Source organism: Salipiger pallidus, from assembly GCF_014643635.1.
GTDB classification, from domain to species: Bacteria; Pseudomonadota; Alphaproteobacteria; order Rhodobacterales; family Rhodobacteraceae; genus Salipiger; species Salipiger pallidus.
In genome coordinates, this window is sequence record NZ_BMJV01000008.1 from 1 (window position 1) to 25,062 (window position 25,062).

24 protein-coding genes and 3 pseudogenes are annotated in these 25,062 nt (G+C 66.1%); 11 read left to right on the top strand and 16 right to left on the bottom strand.

From position 1 onward, the window contains the following. The 6 genes from IEX41_RS17055 to IEX41_RS17080 form a co-directional block, all read right to left on the bottom strand. The coding region (locus IEX41_RS17055; protein WP_188791531.1) for an AMP-binding protein at positions 1-1,014 on the bottom strand (1,014 nt) is incomplete at its 3' end. 157 nt (positions 1,015-1,171) lie between these two features. Further along, entirely contained in the window at positions 1,172-1,927 is a 756-nt protein-coding gene (locus IEX41_RS17060; protein WP_188791532.1) for an ABC transporter ATP-binding protein, read from the bottom strand. A gap of 83 nt (positions 1,928-2,010) precedes the next feature. After that, positions 2,011-2,766: an ABC transporter ATP-binding protein gene (locus IEX41_RS17065; RefSeq protein ID WP_188791533.1), complete on the bottom strand. Its 756-nt coding sequence runs from the start codon at positions 2,764-2,766 to the stop codon at positions 2,011-2,013. 10 nt (positions 2,767-2,776) lie between these two features. Beyond that, positions 2,777-3,994: a branched-chain amino acid ABC transporter permease gene (locus tag IEX41_RS17070; RefSeq protein ID WP_188791534.1), complete on the bottom strand. Its 1,218-nt coding sequence runs from the start codon at positions 3,992-3,994 to the stop codon at positions 2,777-2,779. 4 nt (positions 3,995-3,998) lie between these two features. Further along, the gene (locus IEX41_RS17075; RefSeq protein WP_188791535.1) at positions 3,999-5,030 is read right to left on the bottom strand and encodes a branched-chain amino acid ABC transporter permease; all 1,032 of its coding nucleotides are present in this window, start codon (positions 5,028-5,030) and stop codon (positions 3,999-4,001) included. A 128-nt stretch (positions 5,031-5,158) separates the two neighbouring features. Further along, on the bottom strand, positions 5,159-6,505 hold the full coding sequence (locus tag IEX41_RS17080; protein WP_188791536.1) for a substrate-binding protein: 1,347 nt from the start codon (positions 6,503-6,505) through the stop codon (positions 5,159-5,161). 240 nt (positions 6,506-6,745) lie between these two features. Between IEX41_RS17080 and IEX41_RS17085 the strand changes: the two genes are divergently transcribed. The 5 genes from IEX41_RS17085 (at position 6,746) to IEX41_RS17105 (ending at position 13,059) form a co-directional block, all read left to right on the top strand. Next, complete coding sequence (locus tag IEX41_RS17085; protein ID WP_188791537.1) at positions 6,746-8,053, top strand: helix-turn-helix domain-containing protein; 1,308 nt, start codon at positions 6,746-6,748, stop codon at positions 8,051-8,053. Between the two features lie 146 nt (positions 8,054-8,199). Next, positions 8,200-8,583 (top strand): response regulator transcription factor, encoded by a 384-nt coding sequence (locus IEX41_RS17090; protein ID WP_188791538.1) that lies wholly within the window; start codon positions 8,200-8,202, stop codon positions 8,581-8,583. After that, complete coding sequence (locus IEX41_RS21780) at positions 8,580-9,110, top strand: hypothetical protein (RefSeq protein ID WP_308421515.1); 531 nt, start codon at positions 8,580-8,582, stop codon at positions 9,108-9,110. The genes IEX41_RS17090 and IEX41_RS21780 overlap by 4 nt, the downstream gene beginning before the upstream one ends. After that, positions 9,107-11,788 carry an ATP-binding protein gene (locus IEX41_RS17100; RefSeq protein WP_188791539.1) on the top strand — a complete coding sequence of 894 codons (2,682 nt, stop codon included), beginning with the start codon at positions 9,107-9,109 and terminating at the stop codon, positions 11,786-11,788. Before IEX41_RS21780 ends, IEX41_RS17100 begins: the two co-directional genes overlap by 4 nt. A 98-nt stretch (positions 11,789-11,886) precedes the next feature. Further along, entirely contained in the window at positions 11,887-13,059 is a 1,173-nt protein-coding gene (locus tag IEX41_RS17105) for a flagellar motor switch protein FliM (protein ID WP_188791540.1), read from the top strand. Between the two features lie 3 nt (positions 13,060-13,062). Here IEX41_RS17105 and IEX41_RS17110 read toward each other — a convergent pair whose 3' ends face one another. From IEX41_RS17110 to IEX41_RS17125, 4 genes are read right to left on the bottom strand one after another with little or no spacing between them, the layout of a single operon-like run. Beyond that, positions 13,063-13,494: a protein tyrosine phosphatase family protein gene (locus IEX41_RS17110; RefSeq protein WP_188791541.1), complete on the bottom strand. Its 432-nt coding sequence runs from the start codon at positions 13,492-13,494 to the stop codon at positions 13,063-13,065. Positions 13,495-13,504: 10 nt separating this feature from the next. Next, positions 13,505-13,942, bottom strand: a complete 438-nt coding sequence (locus tag IEX41_RS17115; RefSeq protein WP_188791542.1) for a DUF6691 family protein — start codon at positions 13,940-13,942, stop codon at positions 13,505-13,507. A gap of 1 nt (position 13,943) precedes the next feature. Continuing rightward, the gene (locus IEX41_RS17120) at positions 13,944-14,369 is read right to left on the bottom strand and encodes a YeeE/YedE family protein (RefSeq protein WP_188791543.1); all 426 of its coding nucleotides are present in this window, start codon (positions 14,367-14,369) and stop codon (positions 13,944-13,946) included. 34 nt (positions 14,370-14,403) lie between these two features. Beyond that, on the bottom strand, positions 14,404-15,267 hold the full coding sequence (locus tag IEX41_RS17125; protein ID WP_188791544.1) for an MBL fold metallo-hydrolase: 864 nt from the start codon (positions 15,265-15,267) through the stop codon (positions 14,404-14,406). Positions 15,268-15,603: 336 nt separating this feature from the next. Between IEX41_RS17125 and IEX41_RS17130 the strand changes: the two genes are divergently transcribed. Continuing rightward, entirely contained in the window at positions 15,604-15,828 is a 225-nt protein-coding gene (locus tag IEX41_RS17130; protein WP_188791545.1) for a hypothetical protein, read from the top strand. Between the two features lie 99 nt (positions 15,829-15,927). Continuing rightward, a complete protein-coding gene (locus IEX41_RS17135; RefSeq protein WP_188791546.1) occupies positions 15,928-17,934 on the top strand; it encodes an enoyl-CoA hydratase-related protein in 2,007 nt (668 codons plus the stop codon). A gap of 53 nt (positions 17,935-17,987) precedes the next feature. Here IEX41_RS17135 and IEX41_RS17140 read toward each other — a convergent pair whose 3' ends face one another. Next, entirely contained in the window at positions 17,988-18,203 is a 216-nt protein-coding gene (locus tag IEX41_RS17140) for a hypothetical protein (RefSeq protein WP_188791547.1), read from the bottom strand. Between the two features lie 284 nt (positions 18,204-18,487). Between IEX41_RS17140 and IEX41_RS17145 the strand changes: the two genes are divergently transcribed. Continuing rightward, positions 18,488-18,748: a DUF2312 domain-containing protein gene (locus IEX41_RS17145; RefSeq protein WP_188791548.1), complete on the top strand. Its 261-nt coding sequence runs from the start codon at positions 18,488-18,490 to the stop codon at positions 18,746-18,748. Positions 18,749-18,795: 47 nt separating this feature from the next. Here the strand turns inward: IEX41_RS17145 and IEX41_RS17150 are convergent. Continuing rightward, positions 18,796-19,026, bottom strand: a pseudogene (locus IEX41_RS17150) (LysR substrate-binding domain-containing protein); the annotation flags it as partial. Between the two features lie 128 nt (positions 19,027-19,154). Further along, positions 19,155-19,376 carry a type 2 periplasmic-binding domain-containing protein gene (locus IEX41_RS17155; RefSeq protein WP_188791550.1) on the bottom strand — a complete coding sequence of 74 codons (222 nt, stop codon included), beginning with the start codon at positions 19,374-19,376 and terminating at the stop codon, positions 19,155-19,157. Here IEX41_RS17155 and IEX41_RS21935 point away from each other — a divergent pair. Both IEX41_RS21935 and IEX41_RS17160 read left to right on the top strand, forming a co-directional pair. Then, a pseudogene (locus IEX41_RS21935) lies at positions 19,370-19,519 on the top strand (aldehyde dehydrogenase family protein); the annotation flags it as partial. The gene IEX41_RS17155 and the pseudogene IEX41_RS21935 overlap by 7 nt on opposite strands. Next, positions 19,517-19,732, top strand: a pseudogene (locus tag IEX41_RS17160) (aldehyde dehydrogenase family protein); the annotation flags it as partial. The pseudogenes IEX41_RS21935 and IEX41_RS17160, both read left to right, overlap by 3 nt. A gap of 365 nt (positions 19,733-20,097) precedes the next feature. On the opposite strand, the gene IEX41_RS17165 reads toward IEX41_RS17160, so the two are convergent. Then, a complete protein-coding gene (locus IEX41_RS17165; protein ID WP_188791551.1) occupies positions 20,098-20,979 on the bottom strand; it encodes a hypothetical protein in 882 nt (293 codons plus the stop codon). An 82-nt stretch (positions 20,980-21,061) separates the two neighbouring features. Between IEX41_RS17165 and IEX41_RS17170 the strand changes: the two genes are divergently transcribed. Continuing rightward, positions 21,062-22,711, top strand: coding sequence for an ABC transporter permease (locus IEX41_RS17170; protein ID WP_188791552.1), 1,650 nt, complete (start codon positions 21,062-21,064; stop codon positions 22,709-22,711). Here IEX41_RS17170 and IEX41_RS17175 read toward each other — a convergent pair. After that, positions 22,708-23,862: a CaiB/BaiF CoA transferase family protein gene (locus IEX41_RS17175; RefSeq protein ID WP_188791553.1), complete on the bottom strand. Its 1,155-nt coding sequence runs from the start codon at positions 23,860-23,862 to the stop codon at positions 22,708-22,710. The two genes, IEX41_RS17170 and IEX41_RS17175, sit on opposite strands and share 4 nt — an antisense overlap. After that, entirely contained in the window at positions 23,855-25,054 is a 1,200-nt protein-coding gene (locus IEX41_RS17180; protein ID WP_188791554.1) for an acyl-CoA dehydrogenase, read from the bottom strand. The genes IEX41_RS17175 and IEX41_RS17180 overlap by 8 nt, the downstream gene beginning before the upstream one ends. Between the last annotated feature and the right edge of the window lie 8 nt (positions 25,055-25,062).

The following is a 25,062-nucleotide window of genomic DNA, read 5'->3' on the forward strand; positions in this document are numbered from 1 at the left end:
GCTGGCGTCCGGATAGGTGGGCACGCCCTCGAACATCAGGGTCGTGGCGCCGTTCGCCAAGGGCCCGTAAACAATGTAGGAATGGCCCGTCACCCAGCCCACGTCAGCGGAGCACCAGTAGACGTCGCCTTCGTGGTAATCGAAGACGATCTCGTGGGTGAGGGCGGCGTAAACCAAATATCCACCACTTGAGTGCACAACCCCCTTGGGCTTTCCGGTGGAGCCCGAGGTGTAGAGGATGAACAGAGGGTCTTCGGCGTTCATGGGGCGGGGCGGGCAGTCGGGGGCCGCGTGCTCCATGAGGTAGTTGAGGTCGACGTCACGGCCGTCGATCCAGCTGGTCTGGTCACCGGTGTGCTTGACCACGAGGCAGCGCACCTTGTCCGAGCAGTGCAGGAGGGCTGCGTCGGTGTTGGACTTGAGCGCGGTGCGGCGCCCGCCCCGGGGGGCGGTGTCGGCGGTGATGACGATCTTGGCGCCGCAATCGTTGATCCGGTTGGCCAGCGCGTCCGGCGAGAAGCCGGCGAAGACGATGGAGTGGATGGCCCCGATGCGCGCGCAGGCCAGCATGGCATAGGCGGCCTCGGGGATCATCGGCAGGTAGATGACGACGCGATCACCGCGCATGACGCCCTGGCTGAGCAGGACGTTGGCCATGCGGTTCACCTTGTCGTAAAGCTCGGCATAGGTGATGTGGCGGGCCGGATCTTCGGGATTGTCGGGCTCGAAGATGATGGCGGTCTGGTCGGCGCGGGTGGCGAGGTGGCGGTCGATGCAGTTGTAGGCGACGTTGAGCACGCCGTCCTCGAACCACTTGATGTCGACCTTGCCGAAGTCGAAGCAGGTGTCCTTGATCTTCGTCGGCCGCGCCATCCATTCGAGCCGCTGCGCCTGCTCGGCCCAGAACCCGTCCGGATCGCTGATCGAGCGCGCGTACATCTCGTCATACTGCTCGGCACCGACAAGGGCGTCTGCCGCGAAATCGGCGCTCGGCGGATAGGTGGTGTCTGTCATCTGGAAATCCTCCTCCTCGGAACTTGAGGGCAATAGGAAACGCCGGGCAAGGGGAAGGCAATAGGCATTTGGTGGAATGTTTCAGCAGCGGGCGCTGAAATATTGCACATCTTTCGCCGGTACTGCGGGCCCTGGTAGGCCCGCAGCGGCAACCCATTCAGATCGCGAGGTATTCTGCCCGCAGCTCGGCGTTCTCAAGTACCTCGGCGGCACTGCCGTCGTAGACAATGGAGCCGGTGTCGAGGATGATCGCGCGGTCCGCCAGCTGCAGCGCACGCACGGCGTTCTGTTCCACGAGGATCGTTGTCATGCCCTGCTGTTTGATGTGGCGCAGGGTCTTTTCGATTTCGTCCACGATCACAGGGGCGAGGCCCTCGTAGGGCTCATCGAGCAGGAGCACCTTGATGTCCCGCGCCAGCGCCCGGGCAATGGACAGCATCTGCTGCTCGCCGCCCGAGAGGGTAATACCCTCCTGCTTGCGCCGTTCGCCGAGGCGGGGGAAGAGATCGTAGAGACGGTCGATGGACCAGCCGATAGGTGGGGCGATCTGAGCAAGTTGCAGGTTCTCCTCGACCGTGAGACCGGGAATGATGCAACGGTCCTCGGGCACGAGACCAAGCCCCGCCATCGCCGCCTGATAGGAGCACATGCGGTGCAGCGGCTGGTGGTCGAGCCAGATCTCACCCTTGTTCACCTGTGGGCTGTCCATCCGGGCGATCGAGCGCAGCGTCGTGGTCTTTCCCGCGCCATTGCGGCCCAGAAGGGCCAGGATCTCACCCTCGTGCACGTTGAAGCTGATGCCCTGCACGATGTAGCTTTCGCCGTAGTAAGAGTGCATGTCCCACACCGACAGGAAGGCGGGCGCGGTTTCCGCGTGGTTGGCGTTCTTGGAAAAATCCGGTCTGACGTTCATCTTCGTGATCCTCCTGTCCCTGACTTGATCGGGGACGTCGTGGCTGGAGGCCCCGAAACAGGTCCGGGGCCGCGTTGGAGCGGTCAGGCGTGTTCGCCGAGGTAGGCTTCCTGCACCTTGGGATGGCCCTTGATCTTCTCGGGCACATCCTCGACCAGAGGGGTGCCCTGGGCCAGCACGGTGATCCGGTCGGCCAGCGAGAACACCACGTGCATGTCGTGTTCGATGATGCACATGGTGATAGGGCGCTTGGCCTTGATCTCCTTGAGCAGGTCGATGGTGTTGTTGGTGTCCGCGCGCGCCATGCCGGCGGTGGGCTCGTCCAGCAGTAGCAGCCGCGGCTCCTGCACGAGGCACATGGCCATCTCGAGCCGCCGCTTGTCCCCCCTGGACATCGACGCCGAATGCATGTTTCGCTTGTCGAGCATGTTGACGTCCGCCAGCATCTCCTCGGCGCGGGTGATGAGATCACCCTCGGATCCGACCGACCGCATCGCATGCAGCCGGAAAATCCCGTCACGCTTGGCGAAAAGCGGGATCATCATGTTCTCCATCACCGTAAGATCGCCGAAGATCTCGGGGGTCTGGAATACGCGGGAAATCCCCATCTGGTTGATCTCAAAGGGTTTGCGCCCCAGTACCGACTGGCCGTCGAACATCACCGACCCGGTGTCCGGGATCAGCTTGCCCACGAGGCAGTTGAGCAGCGTCGACTTGCCTGCACCGTTCGGCCCGATGATCGCGTGCACGGTGTTCTCCTGTACTGACAGGGTCACGTCCGACAGTGCCTGCAAGCCGCCGAAGCGTTTGCCCACGTCCTTGACTTCGAGAATGCCCATCACGCTCTCCTTATTCTGCCGGGGGCTGCTGCCGGGCAGCTTGTGCCTCGGCATCGCCCGCGTTGTGGTTGCGGCGGCTCGACACCAGGGCCGAGATCCGCTTGCCGCCTTCTACCAGCCCGCCGGGCAGGAAGATGACGATCAGCATGAACAGCAGGCCCAGCGTCAGGTGCCAGCCCTTGCCGACGAAGGGATGGATGATGGCGACGACGACATCCTCTAGCCCGTCGGGCAGGAAGGAAACCCAGCCATGCACCACCTGATCGTTGATCTTCGAGAAGATGTTCTCGAAATACTTGATGAAGCCCGCGCCCAGCACCGGGCCGATCAGGGTGCCCGCGCCGCCGAGGATGGTCATCAGCACCACTTCGCCCGAGGCGGTCCATTGCATCCGCTCGGCCCCGGCCAGCGGGTCCATGCAGGCCAGCAACCCGCCGGCCAGCCCCGCGTACATCCCCGAGATCACGAAGGCGGCGAGTGTGTAGGGCCGCGCGTTGAGGCCGGTGTAGTAGAGGCGGTTCTGGTTCGACTTGATCGCCCGCAGCATCATCCCAAAGGGTGAGCGGAAGATGCGGATTGCCACGTAGAAGGACACCAGCATGATGATCGCGGCGACGTAGTAGCCGACCGAGAACTGGAAGGCCCAAGGCCCGACGTTCCATGTCTCGAAGCTGCGCATCTCGAGGCCGAACAGGTTTGTGACCGGAATGCCTCCGTCCGCCGTGGCCGTGATGCCAAGGATGCGGGGATCGTCGAGGGTGATCTGCAGCCCGGTTTCGCCGTTGGTGATGGGGGTAAGCACCGAGTAGGCGAGGTTGTAGCTCATCTGGGCGAAGGCCAGCGTGAGGATCGAGAAGTAGATACCCGACCGCCGGAGCGAGACATATCCGATGACCACCGCAAAGAGGCCCGAGACGATCATCGACAGCACGATTGCCGGGATGACGTTCATGCTCAGCAGCTTGAACATCCACACCGCCGAATAGCTGCCGACCCCGAGAAAGGCGGCGTGGCCGAACGATAGGTAGCCGGTGAGGCCGAAGAGGATGTTGAACCCGATGGCGAGGATCCCGAAGATCACGAAGCGCTGCATCAGGTCCGGGTAGCCCGCGTTGAACTGCGCCATGGCGCTGTCCGTGGGGAAGGGGTTGAGGATGAACGGCGCGAAGATCGCGAGCACCGCCACCACGAGGAAGAGGGTAAAGTCTTTCTTGCCGAGCTTGAGCATGGGCTTAGTCCTCCATCACGCCCTTGCGGCCCATGAGGCCTCGGGGACGGGTCAGCAGAATGATGATGGCGACGAGGTAGATGATGATCTGGTCGATGCCGGGGAGGATGGATTTCACCTCGTTCATCGAAGCGAAGCTTTCGAGAATACCCAGCAGAAAACCCGCCAGAACCGCGCCGGGCAATGACCCCATGCCGCCGACCACCACGACCACGAAGGACAGCACGAGGAAGTCCATGCCCATGTGGTAGTTGGGTGAATTGATCGGCGCGTACATGACCCCGGCAAGGCCCGCGACGGCGGCCGCCAGACCGAACATGATGGTGAAGCGCTTGTCGATGTTGATGCCCAGGAGGCCCACGGTCTCACGGTCGGCCATGCCGGCACGGACCACCATGCCGAAGGTGGTGAACTGCAGGAAGGCAAAGACCGCGCCGATGATCACGGCGGCGAAACCGAAGTACACGAGCCGCCAGTAGGGGTAGATGATCGCGTTGGGATCAAAGCCCAGCAGCACCCCGAAATCCAGTGAGCCGCGGAACACCTCGGGCGCGGGGGTGGGGATCGGGTTGGCGCCGAAGACCTGCTTGATGACCTCCTGCAGCACGATGGCGAGGCCGAAGGTGACAAGGATCTGGTCCGCATGGGGGCGCTTGTAGAAATGCTTGATGAGGCCGCGTTCCATGATGACGCCGATGGCGATCATGACGGGGATCGAGAACAGGATCGACAGCGGCACCGCCCAGTCGATGATTGCGGCACCCGTGCCCTCTCCGAAGAGGTCGTGCATGTAGGGCACGTCGACCTTGAGCGGGTTGCCGAGGAAATCCGTGCGGGTTTCGTCCACCACCTGGTGTGACAGGGTGAGCAGGCGGCTGAAGGTGACGGCGCAGAAGGCCCCGATCATGAACAGCGCGCCATGGGCGAAGTTGACAACGCCGAGCGTGCCGAAGATCAGCGTGAGCCCGAGCGCGATCAGCGCATAGGCCGATCCCTTGTCCAGCCCGTTGAGAATTTGAAGGATGATTGCGTCCATGGTCCTGCCTTTGATCGCGGCTTGATCGGTCAAACGGATGCCATGCCCTTCCGGCGGGGCCGGAAGGGCTGGAGCGATGGGCGGCGCGGGTCACGCGCCGCCGTCTGCCTGGAAACGTCGGGCCTGGATCAGGCGCCGGAGTTGCACGACCCCAGCGCACCGCCCGCGAACATCGGGTGGTCGGGGGCGTATTCCACCTGCCCGCGGGGGGTCACTTGGACCACCTCGAGCAGGTCGAATTCCGATGTCGGGTTCTCCTTGCCGCGCACCACGAGCACGTCCTTGAAGCACTGGTGATCCTCGGCGCGGTAGAGCGTGGGGCCGTTGCCGAGCCCGTCGAACTCGTAGCCCTCGAGCGCCTCGGCGACAGCGCAGGGATCGAAGCTGCCTGCCCGTTGCACCGCGTCCGCGTAAAGCAGCGTCTGCACATAGCAGGTGTGCGCCGCCTGGCTGGGCGGGAAGCCGTACTTGGTGCCAAAGCTCTTGACGAACGCCTTGCTGCCCTCGTCCTGAAGCGACCAGTGCCAGTTGGTCGAGCCGAGGATTCCCTTGACGTTCTCCCCCGCCCCGCGCGCCATGAGACGCGAGAACAGCGGCACCACGATCTCGAACTGCTTGCCGTTCACCTGCTTTTCACGCAGGCCGAACTGCACGGCATTGGTCAGCGAGTTGACCATGTTGCCGCCGTAGTGGTTCAGGATAAGCACGTCCGCGCCCGAGTTCAGGACCGGCGCGATGTAGGACGAGAAATCGGTCTGTGCGAGGGGGGTCTTGACGGTTTCCACCGTCTCCCAGCCAAGCGCTTCTGTAGCGGCCTTGATGGATTCTTCCTGCGTCCAGCCCCAGGTGTAATCGGCCGTGAGGTGGTAAGCCTTGCGGTCGGTGCCGTACTGGTCGCCCAGCACCGGTGCCAGCGCCGCGCCGGACATGTAGGCGTTGAAGAAGTGGCGGAAGCCGTTGGCCTTCTTGTCCTTGCCTGTGGTGTCGTTGGAATGGGTGAGGCCGGCCATGAAGATCACGCCCGCCTCTTGGCAAAGGCCCTGCACGGCAACGGCGACGCCCGACGACGAGCCGCCCGTGATCATGATCGCGCCGTCCTTCTCGATCATCGACTTGGCCGAGGCGCGGGCGGCGTCGGATTTCGTCTGCGTGTCGCCGGTGACGTATTCGACCTTGTGACCGTTGATGCCGGTGCCCTCGAGCGCTTTAGACGAGAAGGTGCCGAGCATCCCCCCGTCGCCACCACCGTTGAGGTGTTCGACCGCCAGCTCGTAGGCACGCAGCTCGTCGGCGCCCTCGTCGGCATAGGGGCCGGTCTGTGGCACGTTGAAGCCCAGCGTCACTGCCCCTCCCGAGGGGGCGTTGGTGAAAGCGCGGGCCGAGCTTGCGGTGAAGATCGTCGGTACCGCCAGACCAGCGCCAGCGATGGCACCAGTCCTCAGCAACCCTCGACGAGACAGAATCGTCTTGGACATGAAGTTCCTCCCAAATTTTCCGAAGCGGCGGCAACGGGCTCCTCTTCCCTTTGCTGCCTGAGGGACGGATCCGGTAACGGGTCCGTGCAAACTCAGTATTTGTGGGCATTGAAAATTGCGCAACAACCGCGCATCAGGAAAAGATATTTTTGTGAAGAACTGAACTGTGCCCCGTGGTATTCTGTAAATGAATTTATGTTGCGCCGCGGAAAGACGTTGAAACGACGGGAAAAGCGCTGAATGGCTCGCGATACGTTGACAGGCACCCGCATCCGCGAACGGCGGGTGATCCTTGGCTTGAAGCAGGCGGAACTGGCGCGGCGGGCTGAAATCTCGGCCTCTTACCTTAACCTCATCGAGCACAATCGGCGCAGAATCGGCGGAAAGCTGCTGCTGGATCTGGCCGAGATTCTTGGGGTCGAGCCGTCTTCGCTGACTGAAGGGGCCGAGGCCGCGCTCATCGCCGGATTGCGCGAGGCGGCGCTGACCGCGCCCGCCAGCGGAGCCGAGATCGACCGGCTGGATGAATTTGCGGGCCGCTTCCCCGGTTGGGCACGGCTTCTGGCGGACAGCCGCAGCCGGATTGAGACGCTGGAGCGCAGCGTCGAGGCGCTCACCGACCGCCTGGCGCATGACCCCCAGCTCGCGGACGCGCTGCACGAGATGCTGTCGACGGTGACGGCGATCCGCTCCGCCGCGTCGATCCTGGCCGAGCCGGGCGATATCGACCCCGAATGGCAGCGCCGTTTCCACCGCAACATCTACGAGGACAGTGCTCGGCTTGCCGAAAGCAGCCGTTCACTGGCATCCTACCTCGAGGCCGAAGGCGAGGCGGCGGCGAAAAGCGGCACGCCGCAGGAAGAAGTCGAGGCCCTGCTCGAAGCGGCAGACTACCACATCGCCGCGCTCGACGAAGGGCGCGCGCCCGAAGAGGCCGCAGAAGAGCTGGGCACCGCCATGTCCCCCACAGCCCGTGCGCTGCTGCGCCGGGCCTTCCAGCGCTATGCTGCGGATGCCGCAGCAATGCCGCTGGGGCCGGTGATGGAGGCGGTGAAGACCACGGGCACCGATCCGCTGGCCTTGGCAGAACGCTTCGGCACGGATCCCGCGCGGGCCATGCGGAGGCTGGCGAGCCTGCCCTCCGGGGCGGCCTGCGGGCCGGTGGGGCTTGCCATCTGCGATGCGTCGGGGGTGTTCACCTACCGCCGCCCTCTGCCCGATTTTCCGATCCCGCGCTTCGGGGCGGATTGCCCGCTCTGGCCGCTGTTCGCGGCCCTGTCGCGCCCGATGTCGGTGCTCAGCCGCGGCCTGCACGCGGCAGGACGCCAGAGCGGGGCGGTGGATGCCATCGCCTTTGCCCAGCCCTCGGGGCCGCCACAGATCAACCGTGAGCCGGTGTTTGAGGCACATATGCTGATCTTCCCCACCCGCGCCGGCGGGGAGGGGGCCGAGGAGGTGGGGATCACCTGCCGCATCTGCCCGCGCAGCAACTGTCCGGCGCGGCGCGAGCCTTCGCTGCTTGGGGATGCAGGCGAGCAGGGGTTCTAGGGCCAGACGGCCCAGATCAGGCAGAACGCGGCAGGCATTGCGGGGCGGTGGTCATGATGTTTTGACACTCGCCCCGGGTTTGGCGATAACATTCCCGTGGGAGGATTTTCGTCGGGGCTGCGCCCTTGCGAAGGGAAGGGAGCGCGATGTCGAGCACGTCCAAACGCGTGTTGCTGATCGAGGATGAGCCGAACATTATCGAAGCGATCAGCTTCATCCTGTCGCGCGAGGGGCTGGCGGTGGAGACCCATTCCGACGGGGCAACGGCCAATGACAAGCTGCGCCAAGCCCTGCCGGACCTTCTGATCCTCGACGTCATGCTGCCGGGCAAGAGCGGCTACGACATCCTGCGCGAGCTGCGCGAAGATCCCGCCACCGCTACCTTGCCTGTCCTGATGCTGACCGCCCGGGGCCAGACCCGCGACCGGGAGATGGCCGAGCGGGCCGGAGTGTCCGCCTTCATGCGCAAGCCGTTCTCGAACGCCGAGATGCTCGAACAGGTGCGCGCCCTCATGGCCGGAGCCGCATGACGGACGAGGACGAACCGCGCCGGGGGCGGCCTCCGGTCTTTCTCGAGCGGCACTCCTACCGCCGCCGCCGGATGGTCGATGCGGTGCGGGTGTTGCCCTTCATCGGTCTGGTGGGCTGGCTGGTGCCGCTGCTCTGGCCGGAGGCGGACGGCGGCGAAGCGGTCCGGTCCTCGAGCGCGATCCTCTATCTCTTCGGCGTCTGGGCGGTGCTGGTGCTGGGCGCTCTGGGCCTCTCCCTGCGCCTGTCGGCCCATGCCCGCGAAACCGATGGCCGGGCGCAGGATGCCGCCGGGCACTCTACTGTGCATCCCGCTGAACCTCCCACCGGGCGGGACGCTCGGGGACAGACACAGCATGGGGCCGTCGATCCGAGGCCGGAAGATATAGAGCCAACGGGACCGGGGGCAGGAGATTGCATTGCGGAAGATCCGGGGCGACGGGATCATGGGCTTGCAGATCATGAACCGGGCCGCTCGGAGCCCAAACATCTTGCGCCAACAGGTGGCAGGCAGGGCACGCGCCCATGACCATGCTTAACACCCTTGTCGCGGTGTGCAGCCTTTACGCGCTGTTCCTCTTCGCGGTGGCCTTCGCGGCCGAACGGGCAGCGCTGCGAGGCTACGCGCGTTGGCTGCGCTCGCCCATGGTCTACACCCTGTCTCTGTCGATCTACTGCACTGCCTGGACCTTCTACGGCGCCGTCGGCAGCGCGGTGCGCACTGGGTTCGAGTACCTCACCATCTACCTGGGCCCGTCGCTGGTGCTTGTGGGCTGGTGGTGGATCCTGCGCAAGCTGGTGCGGATCGGCCGCTCGCAGCGCATCACCTCGGTGGCCGACCTCATCTCGTCGCGCTACGGCAAGTCCAACCTGCTGGCGGTGGGGGTGACCATCCTCGCCGTGGTGGGGACCACACCCTATATCGCGCTGCAGCTTCAGTCCGTGACCCTCAGCTTCGAGGTCTTCGGCGTTGGCGATCTGACACGGGGCGAAGAAGACGGCCACACCGCGCTTTGGGTGGCGGCGGGGCTGGCGCTGTTCACGGTGATCTTCGGCACCCGCAACCTCGATGCGAACGAGCGGCACAACGGCGTGGTCATGGCCATCGCGGTCGAGGCGGTGGTCAAGCTCTTTGCCCTGCTCGCGGTGGGGGTCTTCGTGGTCTGGGGCCTGTCGGGCGGCATCTCGGGCACGCTCGAACGTATCGACGCCTCGAGCCTTGGCGACTGGCAGATCGATGGCGGGCGCTGGGCGGGGCTGATGATGCTGTCGGCGGCGGCGTTCCTGTGCCTGCCGCGCATCTTCCAGGTGCTGGTCGTCGAGAACGACGACGAAAGCCACCTGCGCACCGCAAGCTGGGCCTTCCCCCTCTACCTTGGGCTCATGAGCCTCTTCGTGGTGCCCATCGCCGTCACCGGGCTTGAACGGTTGCCGGAGGGGTCGAACCCCGACCTCTTCGTGCTCACCGTGCCGCTTGCCGAAGGGCGCGACGGGCTGGCGGTGCTGTCCTTCCTCGGGGGGTTCAGCTCGGCCACGTCCATGGTCATCGTTGCCGCCATTGCCCTGTCGACCATGGTGTCGAACCACGTGGTGATGCCCCTGTGGCTGCGCCTTGCAGGGGGGGGGGCCATGGTCTCGGGCGATGTGCGCCACGTGGTCCTGCTGGCGCGGCGGTTGTCGATCATCGGCGTGGTGATGCTGGGGTACCTCTATTACCGCCTCTCCGGCGGCGGCGAGGCCCTTTCTGAGATCGGCCTCGTTAGCTTTGCGGGGGTGGCGCAGGTGCTGCCGGCCATGCTGGGCGGCATCTTCTGGCGAGGAGGCTCGCGGGTGGGGGCGCTGACCGGGCTGACACTGGGCTTTGGCTGCTGGGGCTACACGCTGCTGCTGCCCAGCGTCGGGGCCGGCGTGATCATGCCCGATGCGTGGCTGCTGGACGGCCCCTTTGGCATCGGTTGGCTGCGGCCCACGGCGCTGTTCGGGATCAGCGGCGTGGACCCGCTGCTGCACGCGGTGTTCTGGTCGCTGGCGCTCAATGCGCTGGGCTTCGTGCTGGCCTCGCTCGCAAGCTTCCCCGGCCCGCTGGAGCGCCTTCAGGGGGCACAGTTCATCAACGTCTTCGAACATTCCACCGCCCCGCGCAGCTGGACCGGCCGGGTGGCGGAAACCGAGGACCTGATGATCATGGCGCAGCGCATCCTCGGGGCCGCCGACGCCCGTGCCCTGTTCGAACGCGAGGCCGAGCGGCAGGGCGCGTCAGGCAGCCTGCCCGCGCCCACGCCGGGGTTCCTTGGTGCGCTCGAGCGCGAACTGGCGGGGTCGGTGGGCGCAGCGACGGCCCATGCCATGGTGGGGCAGATCGTCGGCGGCATGTCGGTGTCGGTCGAGGACCTGATGGCCGTGGCGGACGAGACCGCACAGCTCATGGAATACTCCGCCCGGCTTGAGGCGCAGTCTCAGGAGCTGGCCCGCACCGCCGCCCAACTGCGCGAGGCAAACGCTAAGCTCACGCGTCTGTCGGTACAGAAGGACGCTTTCCTCAGCCAGATCAGCCACGAGCTGCGCACCCCCATGACCTCGATCCGCGCCTTCTCCGAGATCCTGCGCGATGCCGAAGGCCTCGCCCGGCAGGACAAGTCCCGTTACGCCTCGATCATCCACGACGAGGCGATCCGCCTGACCCGGCTGCTAGATGACCTGCTGGACCTGTCGGTGCTCGAGAATGGACAGGTGAACCTCAACCTGCGCGAAGGGCTGCTGTCCGAGGTGCTCGATCGCGCCGTCGCGGCGGCTGCGGCGGACGAACAGGGCGCGCGGCTGCGCATCGTGCGCGATGCTGCTGCGGAGCAGGTGATGCTCAACACCGACCTCGACCGGCTGAGCCAGGTTTTCATAAACCTCGTGGCAAATGCGAGGAAATACTGCGACGCGGAGGCCCCCCGGCTCGAGATCCGCGTGCGGCACGATCAGCGGCTGATCGTGGATTTCATCGACAACGGATCGGGAATCACGCCCGAGGCGCAGGATGTGATCTTCGAGAAGTTTAGCCGTATCAGTGATCAGAAGGCAGGCGGCGCCGGGCTGGGGCTGGCGATCTGTCGGCAGATCATGACCCGGCTCGGCGGCGGGATCTCGTACTTGCCTGGGCAGGGCGGGGCCGCGTTCCGTGTGGTGCTGCCCGCTGACCTCGCCATGGCAGCACAGTAGGGCGCTGCGTTGCAGAATGCCGTCTGCCTTAAAGCGCTTGGTAACCTTATCGCCCCATACAGGGGGCCGAGTTCGCCGGGAAACAGGCAAGAGTATCCATGGGAGATCCCCTCAGACAGGATGATGTACTGGGCCAGAAGGCCAGCGCCGCGCGGCGTGCGTTCGAGGCACGCGCGATGTCGCCGACCAAGGCCCTGCGCCGCGCGCTATCGCGCACCGCCGACGTCCTGTGGGATCTCGCGCTCGTGACGCACGGCGTCAGCCAAGAGATGGCCGACCAGGACGGCGTGGTCGACATGCTGCCACCGAACCATCTTTTGCTTTTGCTTGATGGGTCTGATGGCGGCCTTGGTATCGCGATGATCGATCGTGAACTGATGACCGGCATGATCGAGGTGCAGACCATCCTTCAGGTCACCCAGATGCCGGTGGAGAACCGCCCCCTGACGCAGACGGATGCGGCGATGATGGCGCCGCTGCTGGACGGCACGCTGGAACGGTTCGAACGGTATCTAGACGGGCATCCGCTGCGTCCGCAGTTCAGTGGCTACAGATTCGGCGCCATGGTCGAGGATGCGCGTACCGCCGGCCTGCTGTTGGACGCATCCAGCTATCGGACGCTCCGTGTGTCCATCGACCTCGCGCTGGGTCGCCGCAAGGGCGAGATGCTGATCATCCTGCCAGAACGGCCCAACACCGACAGTGCAGAAGCCGCAGGCGCGTCGGCCGATGCGCCCGGGCCGCATGAACGCGAGCTCAAGTTATTGCCGGTGCAGATGAACGCGGTGCTTTGTTCCGTCAGCCTGCCGCTGAGCGAGGCGCAGAAGCTCAAGCCCGGCGATCTCATTCCGCTACCTCCCGAAGCACTGGACGTGGTGGAATTCATTGCCGGGTCGGGGGATGCGGTCGCGGGGGGGCGGCTTGGCCAGATGAACGGCATGCGCGCCGTGCGTCTGATGTGGCCCGAAGCGGCAGAGCCACCGCAGGCTTCGCCGCCCCTTGATTTCATGGACGCGGCGGCCGCACAGGATGACCTTGCCGCCCCGGCTGCGATCGCCGCAGCACCTGCGATGATGCCCGACCCCGAACCTGCGCCCGAAGGGGCCGGGGAAATGGCCCCCGCGGACATGATGGTCGGGCTGCCGGATCTGCCGTCGCCGGAATTCGATATGGGCGATTTCAGCTTCGATGCCGAGGGGCTTGGAGGGGCAGAGGGCGGCGAGTTCGATTTCGACTTCGCCGCCGCCCCCATGGAGCCAGACGAGAGCTAGGGCTCAGCCCTTCTGGCTGGCCAGCGATTCGATGCCGGGCCGGATCTGGTCCAGCTGGTAGCCGGCCTTGGCGGTGGTCTCGAGGATCTCGTCGGTGGGCATCTCGCCTGCTTTGCCAAGCGCCCAGAGCACCGAGCTGCGGGTGCCCGAACGGCAGTAGGCCAAGACCGGGCCGGTGGCAGCAGCTTGAAGCTCGGACTGCACAGTGATGGTGTCCTCGCCGAGGGTTTCCATGGTCATGGGCAGGTAGGCGAACTCCATGCCAGCGGCCTTGACCGCCGCTTCCAGTGCGGCGCTCTGGTGGCTGTCGGGGACTTCGGTGTCGGGCCGGTTGCAGATCACCATCGAGAACCCGGCCTGCGCGATGGCAGGCACATCCTCGACGGAGATCTGGGGCGAGACGTGATAGGCGGGGGTGAGCTGTGTGATTTGCATGGGCGCTAGATCACTCCGCAGGCACCCACTTGTCCAGACGTTCCCGCACCTTCGGTGCAAGTGCCATGCCGCCCAGCATCGCCGCGATGAAGAAGAACAGCATCGGCCCACCGTAGCTGAGGCTTGCGATAGCCGGTCCGGGGCAGATTCCGACGAGGCCCCAGCCCGCGCCGAACATCACCGATCCGGCGATCAGACTGCCATCGATCCGGGCTGAGGCCGGGCCGGGCAGGGCATTCCCGAGCACCGCGCTCTCGCGCCGCTTCGCGATCCGCCAGGCGATGGCCATGGGCAGCATGGCGCCGCCCATCACGAAGGCCAGCGTCGGATCCCATGCTCCGAAGAAGTCCAGGAACCCCTGCACCTTGTCCGTGTCGGTCATGCCCGACAGGAACAGCCCGGCGCCGAACAGGCCGCCGGCGATGAAGGCGAACACAAATCGCTGCATCTCAGATCACTCCCAGCAGGTGGCGCAGTAGCGCAACAGTGATCGCCCCGGCACCGATGTAGCTTAGCGAGGCGACGATGCCTCTCACCGACAGGCGCGACATGCCGCAGACCCCGTGACCGGAGGTGCAGCCGTTGGCAAGCCGCGTGCCGACCCCCACCAGAAGCCCGGCGATCAACAGCAGCGCGATGTTCCCGGTGATATGCGTGTCGGTCCCGGGCTTCAGCGGCCACAGCAGTACCGGCAGCAGCACGACCCCGGCAAGGAACACCACACGTTCGGGCCAGCTGCGCCCGGCAGAGCGGTCCACCAGCCCGCCGATGATCCCCGAAGCGCCCATGATGCGCCCGTTGAAGAGCAGGAAGACAGCCCCGCCCATGCCGATAAGGAGGCCTCCGAAGAGGCCCCAGACCCAGTCGATGTCCATGTGTGTCGTTCCGCTTGGGGGATGCCGCGAAAGCTCAGAGCTTGTTGATCGGCACCTTGAGGTAGACGTCGCCGTTGTCATCGGCGGGGGGCATCTGGCCGGCCCGCATGTTGACCTGAAGCGACGGGATGATGAGTTTCGGCATGGCGAGCGTGGCGTCGCGGCTGTCGCGCATCTGCACGAACGCATCGCGAGTGGCTCCGCCGCCCACGTGGATGTTGGCGGCCTTCTGCTCGCCCACGGTGGTTTCCCAAGCGTAGGTGTCACGGCCGGGAGCCTTGTAATCGTGGCCCACGAAGATCCGGGTGTCGTCCGGCAGGGCGAGGATCTTCTGGATCGATGCGAACAGCGTCCCGGAGGAGCCGCCGGGGAAATCGCAGCGCGCGGTGCCGAAATCTGGCATGAAAAGCGTGTCGCCCACGAAGGCCGCATCGCCAATCACGTAGGTCAGGCAAGCGGGCGTGTGGCCGGGCGTGTGCATCACGTCGCCGCGCAGCTGGCCGATCACGAAGCTGTCGCCCTCGATGAAGAGCCTGTCGAACTGCGAGCCGTCGCGCTGGAACTCGGTGCCCTCGTTGAAGACCTTGCCGAAGGTGTCCTGCACGATGCGTATGTTGTCGCCGATGCCGATCTGACCGCCGACGGCCTTCTGGATATAGGGCGCGGCAGACAGGTGGTCGGCGTGGACATGGCTTTCCAGCAGCCACGCGACATGAAGGTCATTGGCCGTCACGAAGGCGATGATCTCATCGGCTGACCGGGTGTCGGTGCGCCCCGACGCATAGTCGAAATCCAGCACGGAATCGATGATCGCACAGGCCGACCCCATCGGGTCGCGGACCACGTAGGAAATGGTGTTGGTGGCGTTGTCGAAGAAAGCTGTGACGTCCGGTGACATGGCTCTGTCCTCCATAGTTTTTACACATAGAGAAAGGTGAATGTGACTTCAAGGGGCGTCCTTGATCTGAATCATTGCGTGACGGCGCGTTGGGGATCATCCTGAGGTTGCGCGGGGCGTGCAGGATCGCCGGACCGTTGCCGCTTGCTCTGTCCAGGCAGGCAGGACGGCGTGACCGTCGGGCGGGCGACCATGCAAAAGGCACCTGCGGGGGGCGAGGTGCTGCATGGTACGATGCTTGCGATATGCCCCGTGCTCCGGCACCGCCTGCACCGACGCGGTGCCCGGACACTTAGGCCGGAAGGGCCGGCCATTGGGTAGGAGGAGGCTGCCGCCATGATTGAGACACTCAGGATACATGTCCGGACCCTCGCGGAAGAGATCCGCGATCTTGACCCGCGAACGGATGCGGGCTTTCGCGCCGAGCGCATGTCGCGGCTCGTGCGCAAGGTGCAGGAGCTCGAGGCACGGGGCGGTTGTGTGCCCGTGCTTGCCGTGTCGCTCGTGCGGGGGCATGTCGATGCGGATATCGAGGACAGCTTCGACAATATGCCGGTCTGACCGCATTCTCCCGATCCCTTGTCTTGGCAAGGCGTTTGCCGTCTAATATGCGGCAAACGCGCGCAAAAGCGTGAACGGCAAAAGCTTGGGGGCGGGCGAATGGCACATCGGCACGAGGTGGTGGAATGGTCCGCGCGGGACGGAGTCGCCATCCTTACCCTGGCGTCCCCGCCCTCAAACCCGGTGACACCACACCTTTGCGAGGCGCTGCACGCCGCCTTCAAGCGTGCCGCCTCGGACCCCGAAGTGGACGGCGTGCTGCTGCATGCGCGAGGCCGCAGCTTTTCGGGGGGTGACGATCCCTGCGGGCCGGTTTGCGGCGCGGATGCCCTGAACGGGCTGTTCGAGCAGATCGAAACCTGCCCGAAGCCGGTCGTCGCAGCGCTGCACGGGCTGGTCCTTGGCAGCGGGGTCGGCCTTGCGCTTGCCGCGCATTACCGCATTGCCGCCGCAGGCACGCGGCTCGGTCTTCCCGAGGTCAAGCTTGGGTTGGTTCCGGGCGGCGGCACCACGCAGCGCCTGCCGCGACTGCTCGGTGCGGATGCCGCGCTCGAAATGATGCTGGGTGGCGGCATGCATCCGGTGGATCAAGGGGCGGCGCGCGGCATCGTGGACAGCATTGCCGAAGGGTACCTGCTGTCAGCCGCCGAAGCTTTCCTGCGCGATGTCATCGCCTCGGGGCAGGGGGCGCGGCCGAGTTCCCTTCGCACCGATGGCTTTGCCGATCCCGCAGGCTACCAGAAGACCGTCGCGCATCACCGTGGACAGGCCGGGCGCCGGTCCGAAGAGGCCCCGCGCGAGATCATTGCCGCCGTCGAGGCCGCCATGCTGCTACCCTTCGAGGCGGGGCTGTCCTTCGAAGCGGATGCGGCAGAAACCTGCCGGGCATCGGCACAGGCGACAGCGTTGCGCGCAGCCTTTCTTGCAGAACGCAGGGCGCGGGGGCTGGGGCTTGAAGCCGATGTGCCGCGCCCGGCCTTGGACCGGGTGGCGGTTCTGGGAGGCGGCGCGCTGGCGGTGCAGGTGACGTTCACCCTGCTCAATGCAGGGATCGCGGTGAACTGGGGAACCCGCGACCCCGCGCAGCTTCTGGACGGGGTGCCGCGCCTTCGCGATGCCTTCGATGACGGGGTCGCACGCGGGACAATCGGTACTGATGAGGCGCAGGAGCGCATGGCCTCGCTGAGGGTCGGTGACAGTGCGGCAATGACGGGGGACGCCCAGCTGATCCTGCATGCGGCGAAGGGGCAGGGCGACGTGCCGGCGCCGCAAGATGTCCCGCGCGCTGCGATCTTTCCGGGAAGCCGTGTGGAAGCGCTGGGGTTGCGCTTTGCCCAGCCGGTCCCGTCTGCCCGCCTGGTCGAGGTCATGGCCGGGCCTAACGTAACCGTGACAGAGCTGGCCGTGGCGCGCACGCTGGTGGCGCGGCTTGGCAAGGTCGGCGTTCGGGTGAATTCGTCGGCTGAAACCGTGGGTTCGCGGCTGTTGGCGGTGTGCCAGCGGGCGGTGGATGCACTGATCGACGCTGGGCAGGACCCCTACGCCATCGACCGGGCGTTCCTTGATTGGGGGTGGCTGCGCCCGCCACTGATGGCCCGCGATGTGCTGGGCCTTGCGGGGCTCGCGCGACACCCCAGGGCAGAGGGCGCGCGGAACTGGTCGGCGGTCCTGCTGGAAGCGGGGCGGTCTGGCCGGGCTTCTGGCAAGGGGGTCTATGACTGGACAGCACAGCCTTCGAAGCCTGCCGAGGATGCCGGGCTGCGGGCACTGGTGTCGGATCTGCGCCCCGCCGCCGCGCCTCTTGCAGCAGAGGCGATTGTCCGGTTGGTACTTGGCGCCATGGCCAACGAAGGCGCGCGGATGCTGTCGTCGGGGATGGTCGCGGCCCCGTCCGAGATCGACCTCGTGGCGCTCCACGCGCTCGAGATGCCGCGCTGGCGCGGTGGGCCGATGCATCTTGCGGGCGCGATGGGCCTGTTGTCCGTGCGCCGGGCACTCGAGAGCTTTGAGCACCCGGACCGCCCGTTCTGGACCCCGGAGCCGATCTTTGCCGAGCTCATCAAGAATGGCCGCAGCTTTGACAGCCTCGACGGGCGGGCCGCCTGAGAGGCCCTTCGCAGCCCCCGGGCGGTGCGCGGTGCATCGCCCGGGGGCTGCGCTCAGGCGAGGAAGATCCCGAGGATCACCATCATCAGGCCCAGCACCGAAAACAGCAGCGCGCCCATGTTGAGCGGGACCACCTTGCGCACCACCTCGCGCAGCTGGTCGTCGGTCATGCCCTTCCGGCGCGAGCTCCAGACCTTGAAGATGCATCCCATCAGGCCAAGCAGCCCGACAATCGAGACGCCCGCTCCAACCCAGACAAGCCATTCCATTTCGCGTCTCCCGTGATCGCCCGGCCGTGATCGTTCAGCCGCCACGCGAGGTAAAGCATCCCTTGGGGTGCCGCAAGTGTCGGGGACGAGCCGCTGCCGAAGGCCCGCGCCATGCTGCTGCAGCAAACGGCGCTCCCATCGCTGCCGAACGCGCCGGGGCCCGTCTGTTCCGGGCCAGCTTTGCCACGCCTGCAGGCGGCGGCATGCGTGGGCTGGCTTCGCCCTTGCCGCCGCGCGGCGGCTTGGGATAGATCAGGGCTTCGAAGCAGGCAGGAGATGGCACCATGCAGGACGAATCCTCGGACAACAGCTACGGCGTCGCGGCAGGCGAGCTGCGCAGCTTCATCGAGCGCTATGAGCGCCTCGAAGCCGAGAAGAAGGAAGTGGCCGATCAGCAGAAAGAGGTCATGGCCGAGGCCAAGGGCCGTGGCTACGACACCAAGGTCATGCGCAAGGTCATCGCCCTGCGCAAGCGCGACAAGGACGACATCGCTGAAGAAGAGGCGGTGCTGGAGATGTACAAGGCCGCGCTCAACATGGTCTGAGCGCGTCGCGGCCCCCGTGCCCCGTCCGGGGTGGGGGCCGTGCGCCGTCAGGTGGCGGGCTGCGCCCCGCTGACCTGGCCCAGCAGCCAGGACTGGAAGGTCAGCGCCGCGGCGCTGGTGCGTTTTGCCTCCGGCTGCACGGAATAATAACTGAACTCGGTGGGCATGGACCCGCCCGACACCGGCGCCAGCTGGCCGCGCGCCAGCTCGTCCTCGGTGAGATACCTGGGCGGCAAAGCCACGCCCATCCCGGCGATAGCCGCCGAGCTCAGCATCGAGACTGGTCGAAGCGCAGCCCGTCGAAGGCATTGCGCGCGCCGCCCCTCCCCCCTCCATGTCGAACCAGTCCTGCCAGATGCGTGGCCGCGTGGTCATCTGCAGGCGTGGCACATCGCGCAGGCCGCTTTCAGGGGATCCAGACCGAGGGCGCGGCCACGGGCAAAACGATCTCGTTGCACGGGTAGGTCGACACGGCGCCGGGCCCGCGGGGCTGGCCGTAGTGGATGGCAAGATCGAAGCTCTCATCTTCGAAGCTGAACGGGCGGTCACGGGAGTCCAGGGTCAGTGCCACGCTCGGTTCGGACGTGGTGAAGGGCACGCCTGAGACCAGCGCGTTGGCCAAGACCATGGCACGACGTGCCCGCCCCGCGCTTCGGCGAGCTGGTGCGCCTTCTGGACGAGGAACTGCGCGCCGCGAAGGAGATGCTCGGCAAGCTGGTGTCGGTCGAGGCGGGCAAGTGTACGCCCGAGGGCGCGGGTGACGTGAAGGAGACCTTCCGCTCCGCACGCGGCTTTGACTGCGGCATTTCCATCGTCAACTCGGACGCCGGGGTCGGAGGAGCCTTCGGGGGCGAGAAGAAGATCAATGGTGGGTGTGAAAGCGGCTCGGACGCGTGGAAGGGCTACATGCGCCGCGCGCCCAACGCCATCAACGACAGCCGCGAGCTGCCACTGGAACAGGGCGGGGAGTTCGACATCGACTGAGGCCGGAGCTGCCGGGTTTCATGCCCGGTGCTGACGCCCGCCTTCAGGCCGTTCCGTCCGGGTGCCCCGCATGGGCGGGCTTTTGCGTGGTAGCATGGCGGCGGGCCGCCCGGGGTATCTTGTTTAGATGATCGACGGCCCCCCGGCGGTGTTTCGTATCTCCTCCGGGCTGGTCTGGATGGCGCCGTCCATTCTCTGGCCGGGTGGCTTGTGTGGGCAGGGGACCTCATCGCGCGGGCCTCGTCGTGCTGGGCGCCCATCGTGCAAGGGCGCTCAGGCCGCTCCGCTGGGGTGGTCGGGCAGGCGCTTTCGATGGGCCGCTTCGGGCAGACGCCCTCCGAGTGGGGCGGTCAAGGCGATGGCTCTCAGGGGTCGATCAGCGTCACGCCGGGCATCTGCCCGATACGCTCCACGTCCTGCTCGTAACGCGCGGTAAGCGCCTCAACGTAGGCGTCATCCCAGCCGGGCAGGTCCAGCTCTTCCTCGATGGCTCCCTCGAGCGCGTACTTGTCGAGGATCGCCAGCATCACCCGGCGCTTCTGCATCTCGTTGATTTTGGGGTTTTCCTTGAGGAAGCCGCGGAAGCGCTTCATGCCTTCGGGGCTGACGATCTCGGAAAATATGTCGAAGCTGCCGATGATCTTGCGCGACAGCTCGATCCCCGCCAGTTCGCGCATGACCTCGCCCCAGACCAGCGGGGTGTCCTCGTTGCACCAGACGGTGACCCCGGCATCGGGCAGGGTTTCATGGATGCGGGTGATGACGTGCGACCAGCGCAGGTGCATGGGGTCGACGCCGTTCAGGAACTCGTCGAAGCTGCTCACCGGGGTGGCGCGGTAGACCGCCGGCAGGAAGCTGGCGAAGTCGCGCAGACCGAGGCAGACCTCCATCTCATCCCCGGGAAACAGCTTGCGCATCCCGGTCAGCCTCTGTTCCAGCTTGCGATAAAGCCGCCCGCCCGCCAGCGTCAGCTTGGGCACCGTGAGCAGGTTCTCGTGGCTGAGGATCAGGCGCTGCACATGCTCGGGGTCCTCAGTGAGGATCGTGTCCAGCAACACCTCGCGCGCCTCGGGCGCGGGCTCGCCGTCGCCGAGGCTGTTGAGCGCTTCCGACAGCAATGCGCGGTAGCGGCTGGGTCCAGGAATGGCGACGCCGTCCTTGCGGAAATCCTCGGCATTGCGCAGCAGTCCCTTGAGCAGGCGGTCCTCGTCGGTGCAATGGACGCCGAGATGAAGGATGATCTGCATGGCCTGCTCTTTCGGTTGCGCGGGTGCCGCAGTATAAGGCCATTCGCCAAGAGGAAAACCGCCCGGCCTCGAAAGGACCACGATGAGCCTTGCAGAACACAGCCAAGCGGGCCGCCGCATGCGGCTCAGCCCATGGTCCGTGGGGGCGGCGCTGATCGCGGCGCTGGTGGTGGCGCCGATCCTGTCGGTGATCTGGATCGCCATGTTCCCGGCCCAGAACATCTGGCCACATCTGATTTCGACGACCCTGCCGCGCTACCTGAGCAACACGCTCATTCTGATGACCGGGGTGGGGCTTCTGGCGGGCGCGTCGGGGGCGGGCGCTGCCTGGCTGGTGGCGCGCTATGATTTTCCGGGGCGGCGCTGGCTGGAATGGCTGCTGCTGTTGCCGCTGGCGATCCCGGCCTACGTGGGGGCCTATGCGCTGGTGGATCTGCTGGAATACGCCGGGCCCGTGCAGGGCGCGCTGCGGCAGATGTTCGGCTGGCAGACCGCGCGGGACTACTGGTTCCCCGAGATCCGGTCCATGGGCGCCGCCATCGTCGTGCTGAGCGCGGCGCTGTACCCTTACGTCTACCTGCTGGCCCGCAACGCGTTCCGCGAGCAATCTGCTACCTCGGACGAGGTCGCGCAGTCTCTGGGGGCGGGGCCGCTGGGGCGGTTCTGGCGCGTTGGCCTGCCTCTGGCGCGTCCTGCCATTGCCGCGGGCATGGCGGTGGCGATGATGGAGGCGGTGAACGATTTCGGCACTGTCGACTATTTCGCCGTGCAGACCCTGACCACCGGCATCTTTTCCGTCTGGCTGCAAAGCAATAACGCGGGCGGCGCGGCACAGATCGCTTCCTGTGTGCTTGCCTTGGTCATTGTGCTGGTCCTGCTTGAACGTGGCTCGCGCCGCCGGATGCGGTTCTTCAACCTCTCGAGCCGCCACCGCCCGGTGAACCGCACCCGCCTGCCCGGCGGGGCGGGTTGGCTGGCGCTGGTGCTCTGCGCGATACCCTTTGCCATGGGCTTCGTGCTGCCCGCCGGGGTGATCCTGCGACATGCCCTGCGCAATGCCGAGGTCTGGGCCGATCCCGACCTCTGGCAGGCAGCGCTGCACACGCTAAGCGTCGGCGGCATCGCGGCGGTTCTGACCGTGCTGGGCGGCGTGTTCCTTGTCTACGGCGTGCGCCTGTCGGGCCGCAGCCTGCCGCGCCTTTTGCTGCCGGTGACGACCATCGGCTACGCCGCGCCGGGCGCTGTGCTGGGGGTCGGCATCCTGATCCCGCTTGCCGCGCTCGACCATGTGCTCGCAGACGGTGTCGAGGCCGCCACGGGCATCGACATTGGCCTCGTGATGACCGGCTCTGCCTTTGCGCTGGTGCTGGCCTATTGCGTGCGCTTCTTCGCCATCGCGCAGGGGGCGGCGGATGCGGCCATGGGGCGGGTCTCTCCAAACCTTGCACTGGCGGCGCGGTCGCTGGGGCGGAGCCGGGGGCAGACGCTGGCGGAAATCCACTATCCGCTGATCCGGGCCTCGCTGGCCTCGGCGCTGCTGCTGGTCTTCGTGGATTGCGTGAAGGAGCTGCCCGCGACCCTGCTGCTGCGGCCCTTTAACTACGACACGCTCGCCACGCGGGTGCATGATCAGGCCGCGCTCGAGAACCTCGGAGAGGCGGCGCCCGCGGCGATGCTGGTCATCGCCACGGGGCTGCTTGCGGTGGGACTTCTGGCGCGGGCCAACCGCTAGTCCGTTTCGGTGCCCCAGCCCATTGGTGCAGAGCCAAGCCGCGGCGCAGCAAGGTCCAGTGCCAGAGGGCTGCGCGAGAACTTCAGCGGCGTGCGCAGGCCCTTGATGCCCTCGGGGGCGACGGCCATGGCGCGGGCCTCGATCTGCGGATCTGACAGCGCCTCGGCCACGGTGTTGATCGGCCCGCCGGGCACGCCCGCCGCCGCCAGCGCGTCGATCAGCGCGGCCTTGGGATGGCGCGCCGTGGCCTCGGCAATCATCGAACACAGTGCCTCGCGGTTCGCGACCCGTGCGGGGTTGGTGGCATAGGCGGCATCCTCGAACAGCGGCCCAAGATCCAGCACAGCGCACAGCGCCTTGAACTGCCGGTCATTGCCACAGGCGATGATGAGGTGGCCGTCCGAGGCGGGGAACACCTGATAGGGCACGATGTTGGGATGGGCGTTGCCCAGCCGCTGCGGCACCGTCCCGCCGATAAGGAAGTTCGCCGCCTGATTGGCCAGCACCCCCACGCCGCAATCGAGCAGCGACAGGTCCACATGCTGTCCCTTGCCGGATCGCGCCCGTTCCGCCAACGCCGCCTGCACGCCAATGACACCGTATAGCCCGGTAAAGATGTCGATCCACGCAACGCCCACCTTCTGCGGCTCGCCCTCGGGATCGCCGGTCAGGTCCATGATCCCGCACATGCCTTGGATCATGAAATCATAGCCGGGCTGCTTTGCCCTTGGCCCGTCCTGCCCGAAGCCGGTGACCGAGGCATAGACCAGCGCGGGGTTGCGCTGCGACAGGCTGGCGTAGTCGAGGCCGAACTTTGCAAGCCCGCCGACCTTGAAGTTCTCGATCACCACGTCGGCCCCGGCGATCAGCTCTTTCAGCTGCGCAAGATCTTTCGCGTCCGAGAAATCGCAGGTCACCGACCGCTTGCCCCGGTTGGCCGCATGAAAATAGGCGGCCACGGTTTCGCTGCCACCGTCGGGCAGGCCCCGTTCGATGAACGGAGGCCCCCAGCGGCGAGTGTCGTCGCCCTCGGGCGCCTCGATCTTGATGACCTCGGCGCCAAGGTCGGCCAGCGTCTGGCCGATCCACGGGCCCGCAAGGATGCGGGCCAGTTCGACAACCTTCAGCCCCTTGAGCGGTGCCTCAGCCAAAGGCCTGGATCCCGGTGATGGCACGGCCAAGGATCAGTGCGTGCACGTCGTGGGTGCCTTCGTAGGTGTTCACCGTCTCGAGGTTCGCGGCGTGGCGCATGACCTGATATTCGATCTGGATTCCGTTGCCGCCATGCATGTCGCGGGCGTGGCGCGCGATATCCAGCGCCTTGCCGCAATTGTTGCGCTTGATAAGGCTGATCATCTCGGGGGCAAAGCGGCCTTCGTCGAACAGCCGCCCGACCCGCAGCGAGGCCTGAAGCCCCATGGCGATGTCGGTCTGCATGTCCGCGAGCTTCTTCTGGTAAAGCTGCGTCGCCGCGAGGGGCCGGTTGAACTGCTTGCGGTCAAGCCCGTATTGCCGCGCCCGGAAGAAGCAATCCTCGGCCGCGCCCATCACGCCCCAGCTGATGCCATAGCGCGCGCGGTTGAGGCAGCCGAACGGTCCGCCCATGCCCTGCGTTTCCGGCAGCAGTGCGTCCTCGCCGACCTCGACGTTGTCCATGACGATCTCGCCGGTGATGGAAGCGCGCAGGGACAGCTTGCCGCCGATCTTGGGGGCGGACAGCCCCTTCATGCCCTTTTCCAGAATGAAGCCGCGCACCTTGCCGTCATGCGCCTCGGACTTGGCCCAGACCACGAAGACATCGGCGATGGGCGCGTTCGAGATCCACATCTTGGACCCGACGAGGCGATAGCCGCCGTCCGTCTTGATTGCGCGGGTCTTCATGCCGCCGGGATCGCTGCCCGCGTCGGGCTCGGTCAGGCCAAAGCAGCCGATGTATTCGCCCGATGCCAGTTTCGGCAGGTACTTCATCTTCTGCTCTTCCGATCCATAGGCTTGGATCGGGAACATCACGAGGCTCGACTGCACGGACATCATGGAGCGGTAGCCGCTGTCGATGCGCTCTACCTCTCGGGCGACGAGGCCGTAGGCCACATAAGACGCGCCGACGCCGCCGTATTCTTCGGGAACGGTCACGCCGAGGAGGCCCGAAGCGCCCATCTCGCGAAAGATCTCGGGGTCGGTGTCTTCGTTGAGGTAGGCGTTTTCCACGCGCGGGGCGAGCTTGTCGGCGGCAAAGGCGCGGGCCGCGTCGCGGATCATGCGTTCGTCTTCGGTCAGCTGGTCATCGATCAGGAAGGGATCTTCCCAGTTGTAGGCGATGCCCTTGTGCGAGGTGGTGGCCATGTATCCTC

What these genes read in the sequence shown, in the direction of transcription:
- IEX41_RS17060 (WP_188791532.1), bottom strand. Translation starts at nt 1,927, where the DNA reads ATGAACGTCAGACCGGATTTTTCCAAGAACGCCAACCACGCGGAAACC.
- IEX41_RS17065 (WP_188791533.1), bottom strand. Translation starts at nt 2,766, where the DNA reads ATGGGCATTCTCGAAGTCAAGGACGTGGGCAAACGCTTCGGCGGCTTG.
- IEX41_RS17070 (WP_188791534.1), bottom strand. Translation starts at nt 3,994, where the DNA reads ATGCTCAAGCTCGGCAAGAAAGACTTTACCCTCTTCCTCGTGGTGGCG.
- IEX41_RS17075 (WP_188791535.1), bottom strand. Translation starts at nt 5,030, where the DNA reads ATGGACGCAATCATCCTTCAAATTCTCAACGGGCTGGACAAGGGATCG.
- IEX41_RS17080 (WP_188791536.1), bottom strand. Translation starts at nt 6,505, where the DNA reads ATGTCCAAGACGATTCTGTCTCGTCGAGGGTTGCTGAGGACTGGTGCC.
- IEX41_RS17085 (WP_188791537.1), top strand. Translation starts at nt 6,746, where the DNA reads ATGGCTCGCGATACGTTGACAGGCACCCGCATCCGCGAACGGCGGGTG.
- IEX41_RS17090 (WP_188791538.1), top strand. Translation starts at nt 8,200, where the DNA reads ATGTCGAGCACGTCCAAACGCGTGTTGCTGATCGAGGATGAGCCGAAC.
- IEX41_RS21780 (WP_308421515.1), top strand. Translation starts at nt 8,580, where the DNA reads ATGACGGACGAGGACGAACCGCGCCGGGGGCGGCCTCCGGTCTTTCTC.
- IEX41_RS17100 (WP_188791539.1), top strand. Translation starts at nt 9,107, where the DNA reads ATGACCATGCTTAACACCCTTGTCGCGGTGTGCAGCCTTTACGCGCTG.
- IEX41_RS17105 (WP_188791540.1), top strand. Translation starts at nt 11,887, where the DNA reads ATGGGAGATCCCCTCAGACAGGATGATGTACTGGGCCAGAAGGCCAGC.
- IEX41_RS17110 (WP_188791541.1), bottom strand. Translation starts at nt 13,494, where the DNA reads ATGCAAATCACACAGCTCACCCCCGCCTATCACGTCTCGCCCCAGATC.
- IEX41_RS17115 (WP_188791542.1), bottom strand. Translation starts at nt 13,942, where the DNA reads ATGCAGCGATTTGTGTTCGCCTTCATCGCCGGCGGCCTGTTCGGCGCC.
- IEX41_RS17120 (WP_188791543.1), bottom strand. Translation starts at nt 14,369, where the DNA reads ATGGACATCGACTGGGTCTGGGGCCTCTTCGGAGGCCTCCTTATCGGC.
- IEX41_RS17125 (WP_188791544.1), bottom strand. Translation starts at nt 15,267, where the DNA reads ATGTCACCGGACGTCACAGCTTTCTTCGACAACGCCACCAACACCATT.
- IEX41_RS17130 (WP_188791545.1), top strand. Translation starts at nt 15,604, where the DNA reads ATGATTGAGACACTCAGGATACATGTCCGGACCCTCGCGGAAGAGATC.
- IEX41_RS17135 (WP_188791546.1), top strand. Translation starts at nt 15,928, where the DNA reads ATGGCACATCGGCACGAGGTGGTGGAATGGTCCGCGCGGGACGGAGTC.
- IEX41_RS17140 (WP_188791547.1), bottom strand. Translation starts at nt 18,203, where the DNA reads ATGGAATGGCTTGTCTGGGTTGGAGCGGGCGTCTCGATTGTCGGGCTG.
- IEX41_RS17145 (WP_188791548.1), top strand. Translation starts at nt 18,488, where the DNA reads ATGCAGGACGAATCCTCGGACAACAGCTACGGCGTCGCGGCAGGCGAG.
- IEX41_RS17155 (WP_188791550.1), bottom strand. Translation starts at nt 19,376, where the DNA reads ATGGTCTTGGCCAACGCGCTGGTCTCAGGCGTGCCCTTCACCACGTCC.
- IEX41_RS17165 (WP_188791551.1), bottom strand. Translation starts at nt 20,979, where the DNA reads ATGCAGATCATCCTTCATCTCGGCGTCCATTGCACCGACGAGGACCGC.
- IEX41_RS17170 (WP_188791552.1), top strand. Translation starts at nt 21,062, where the DNA reads ATGAGCCTTGCAGAACACAGCCAAGCGGGCCGCCGCATGCGGCTCAGC.
- IEX41_RS17180 (WP_188791554.1), bottom strand. Translation starts at nt 25,054, where the DNA reads ATGGCCACCACCTCGCACAAGGGCATCGCCTACAACTGGGAAGATCCC.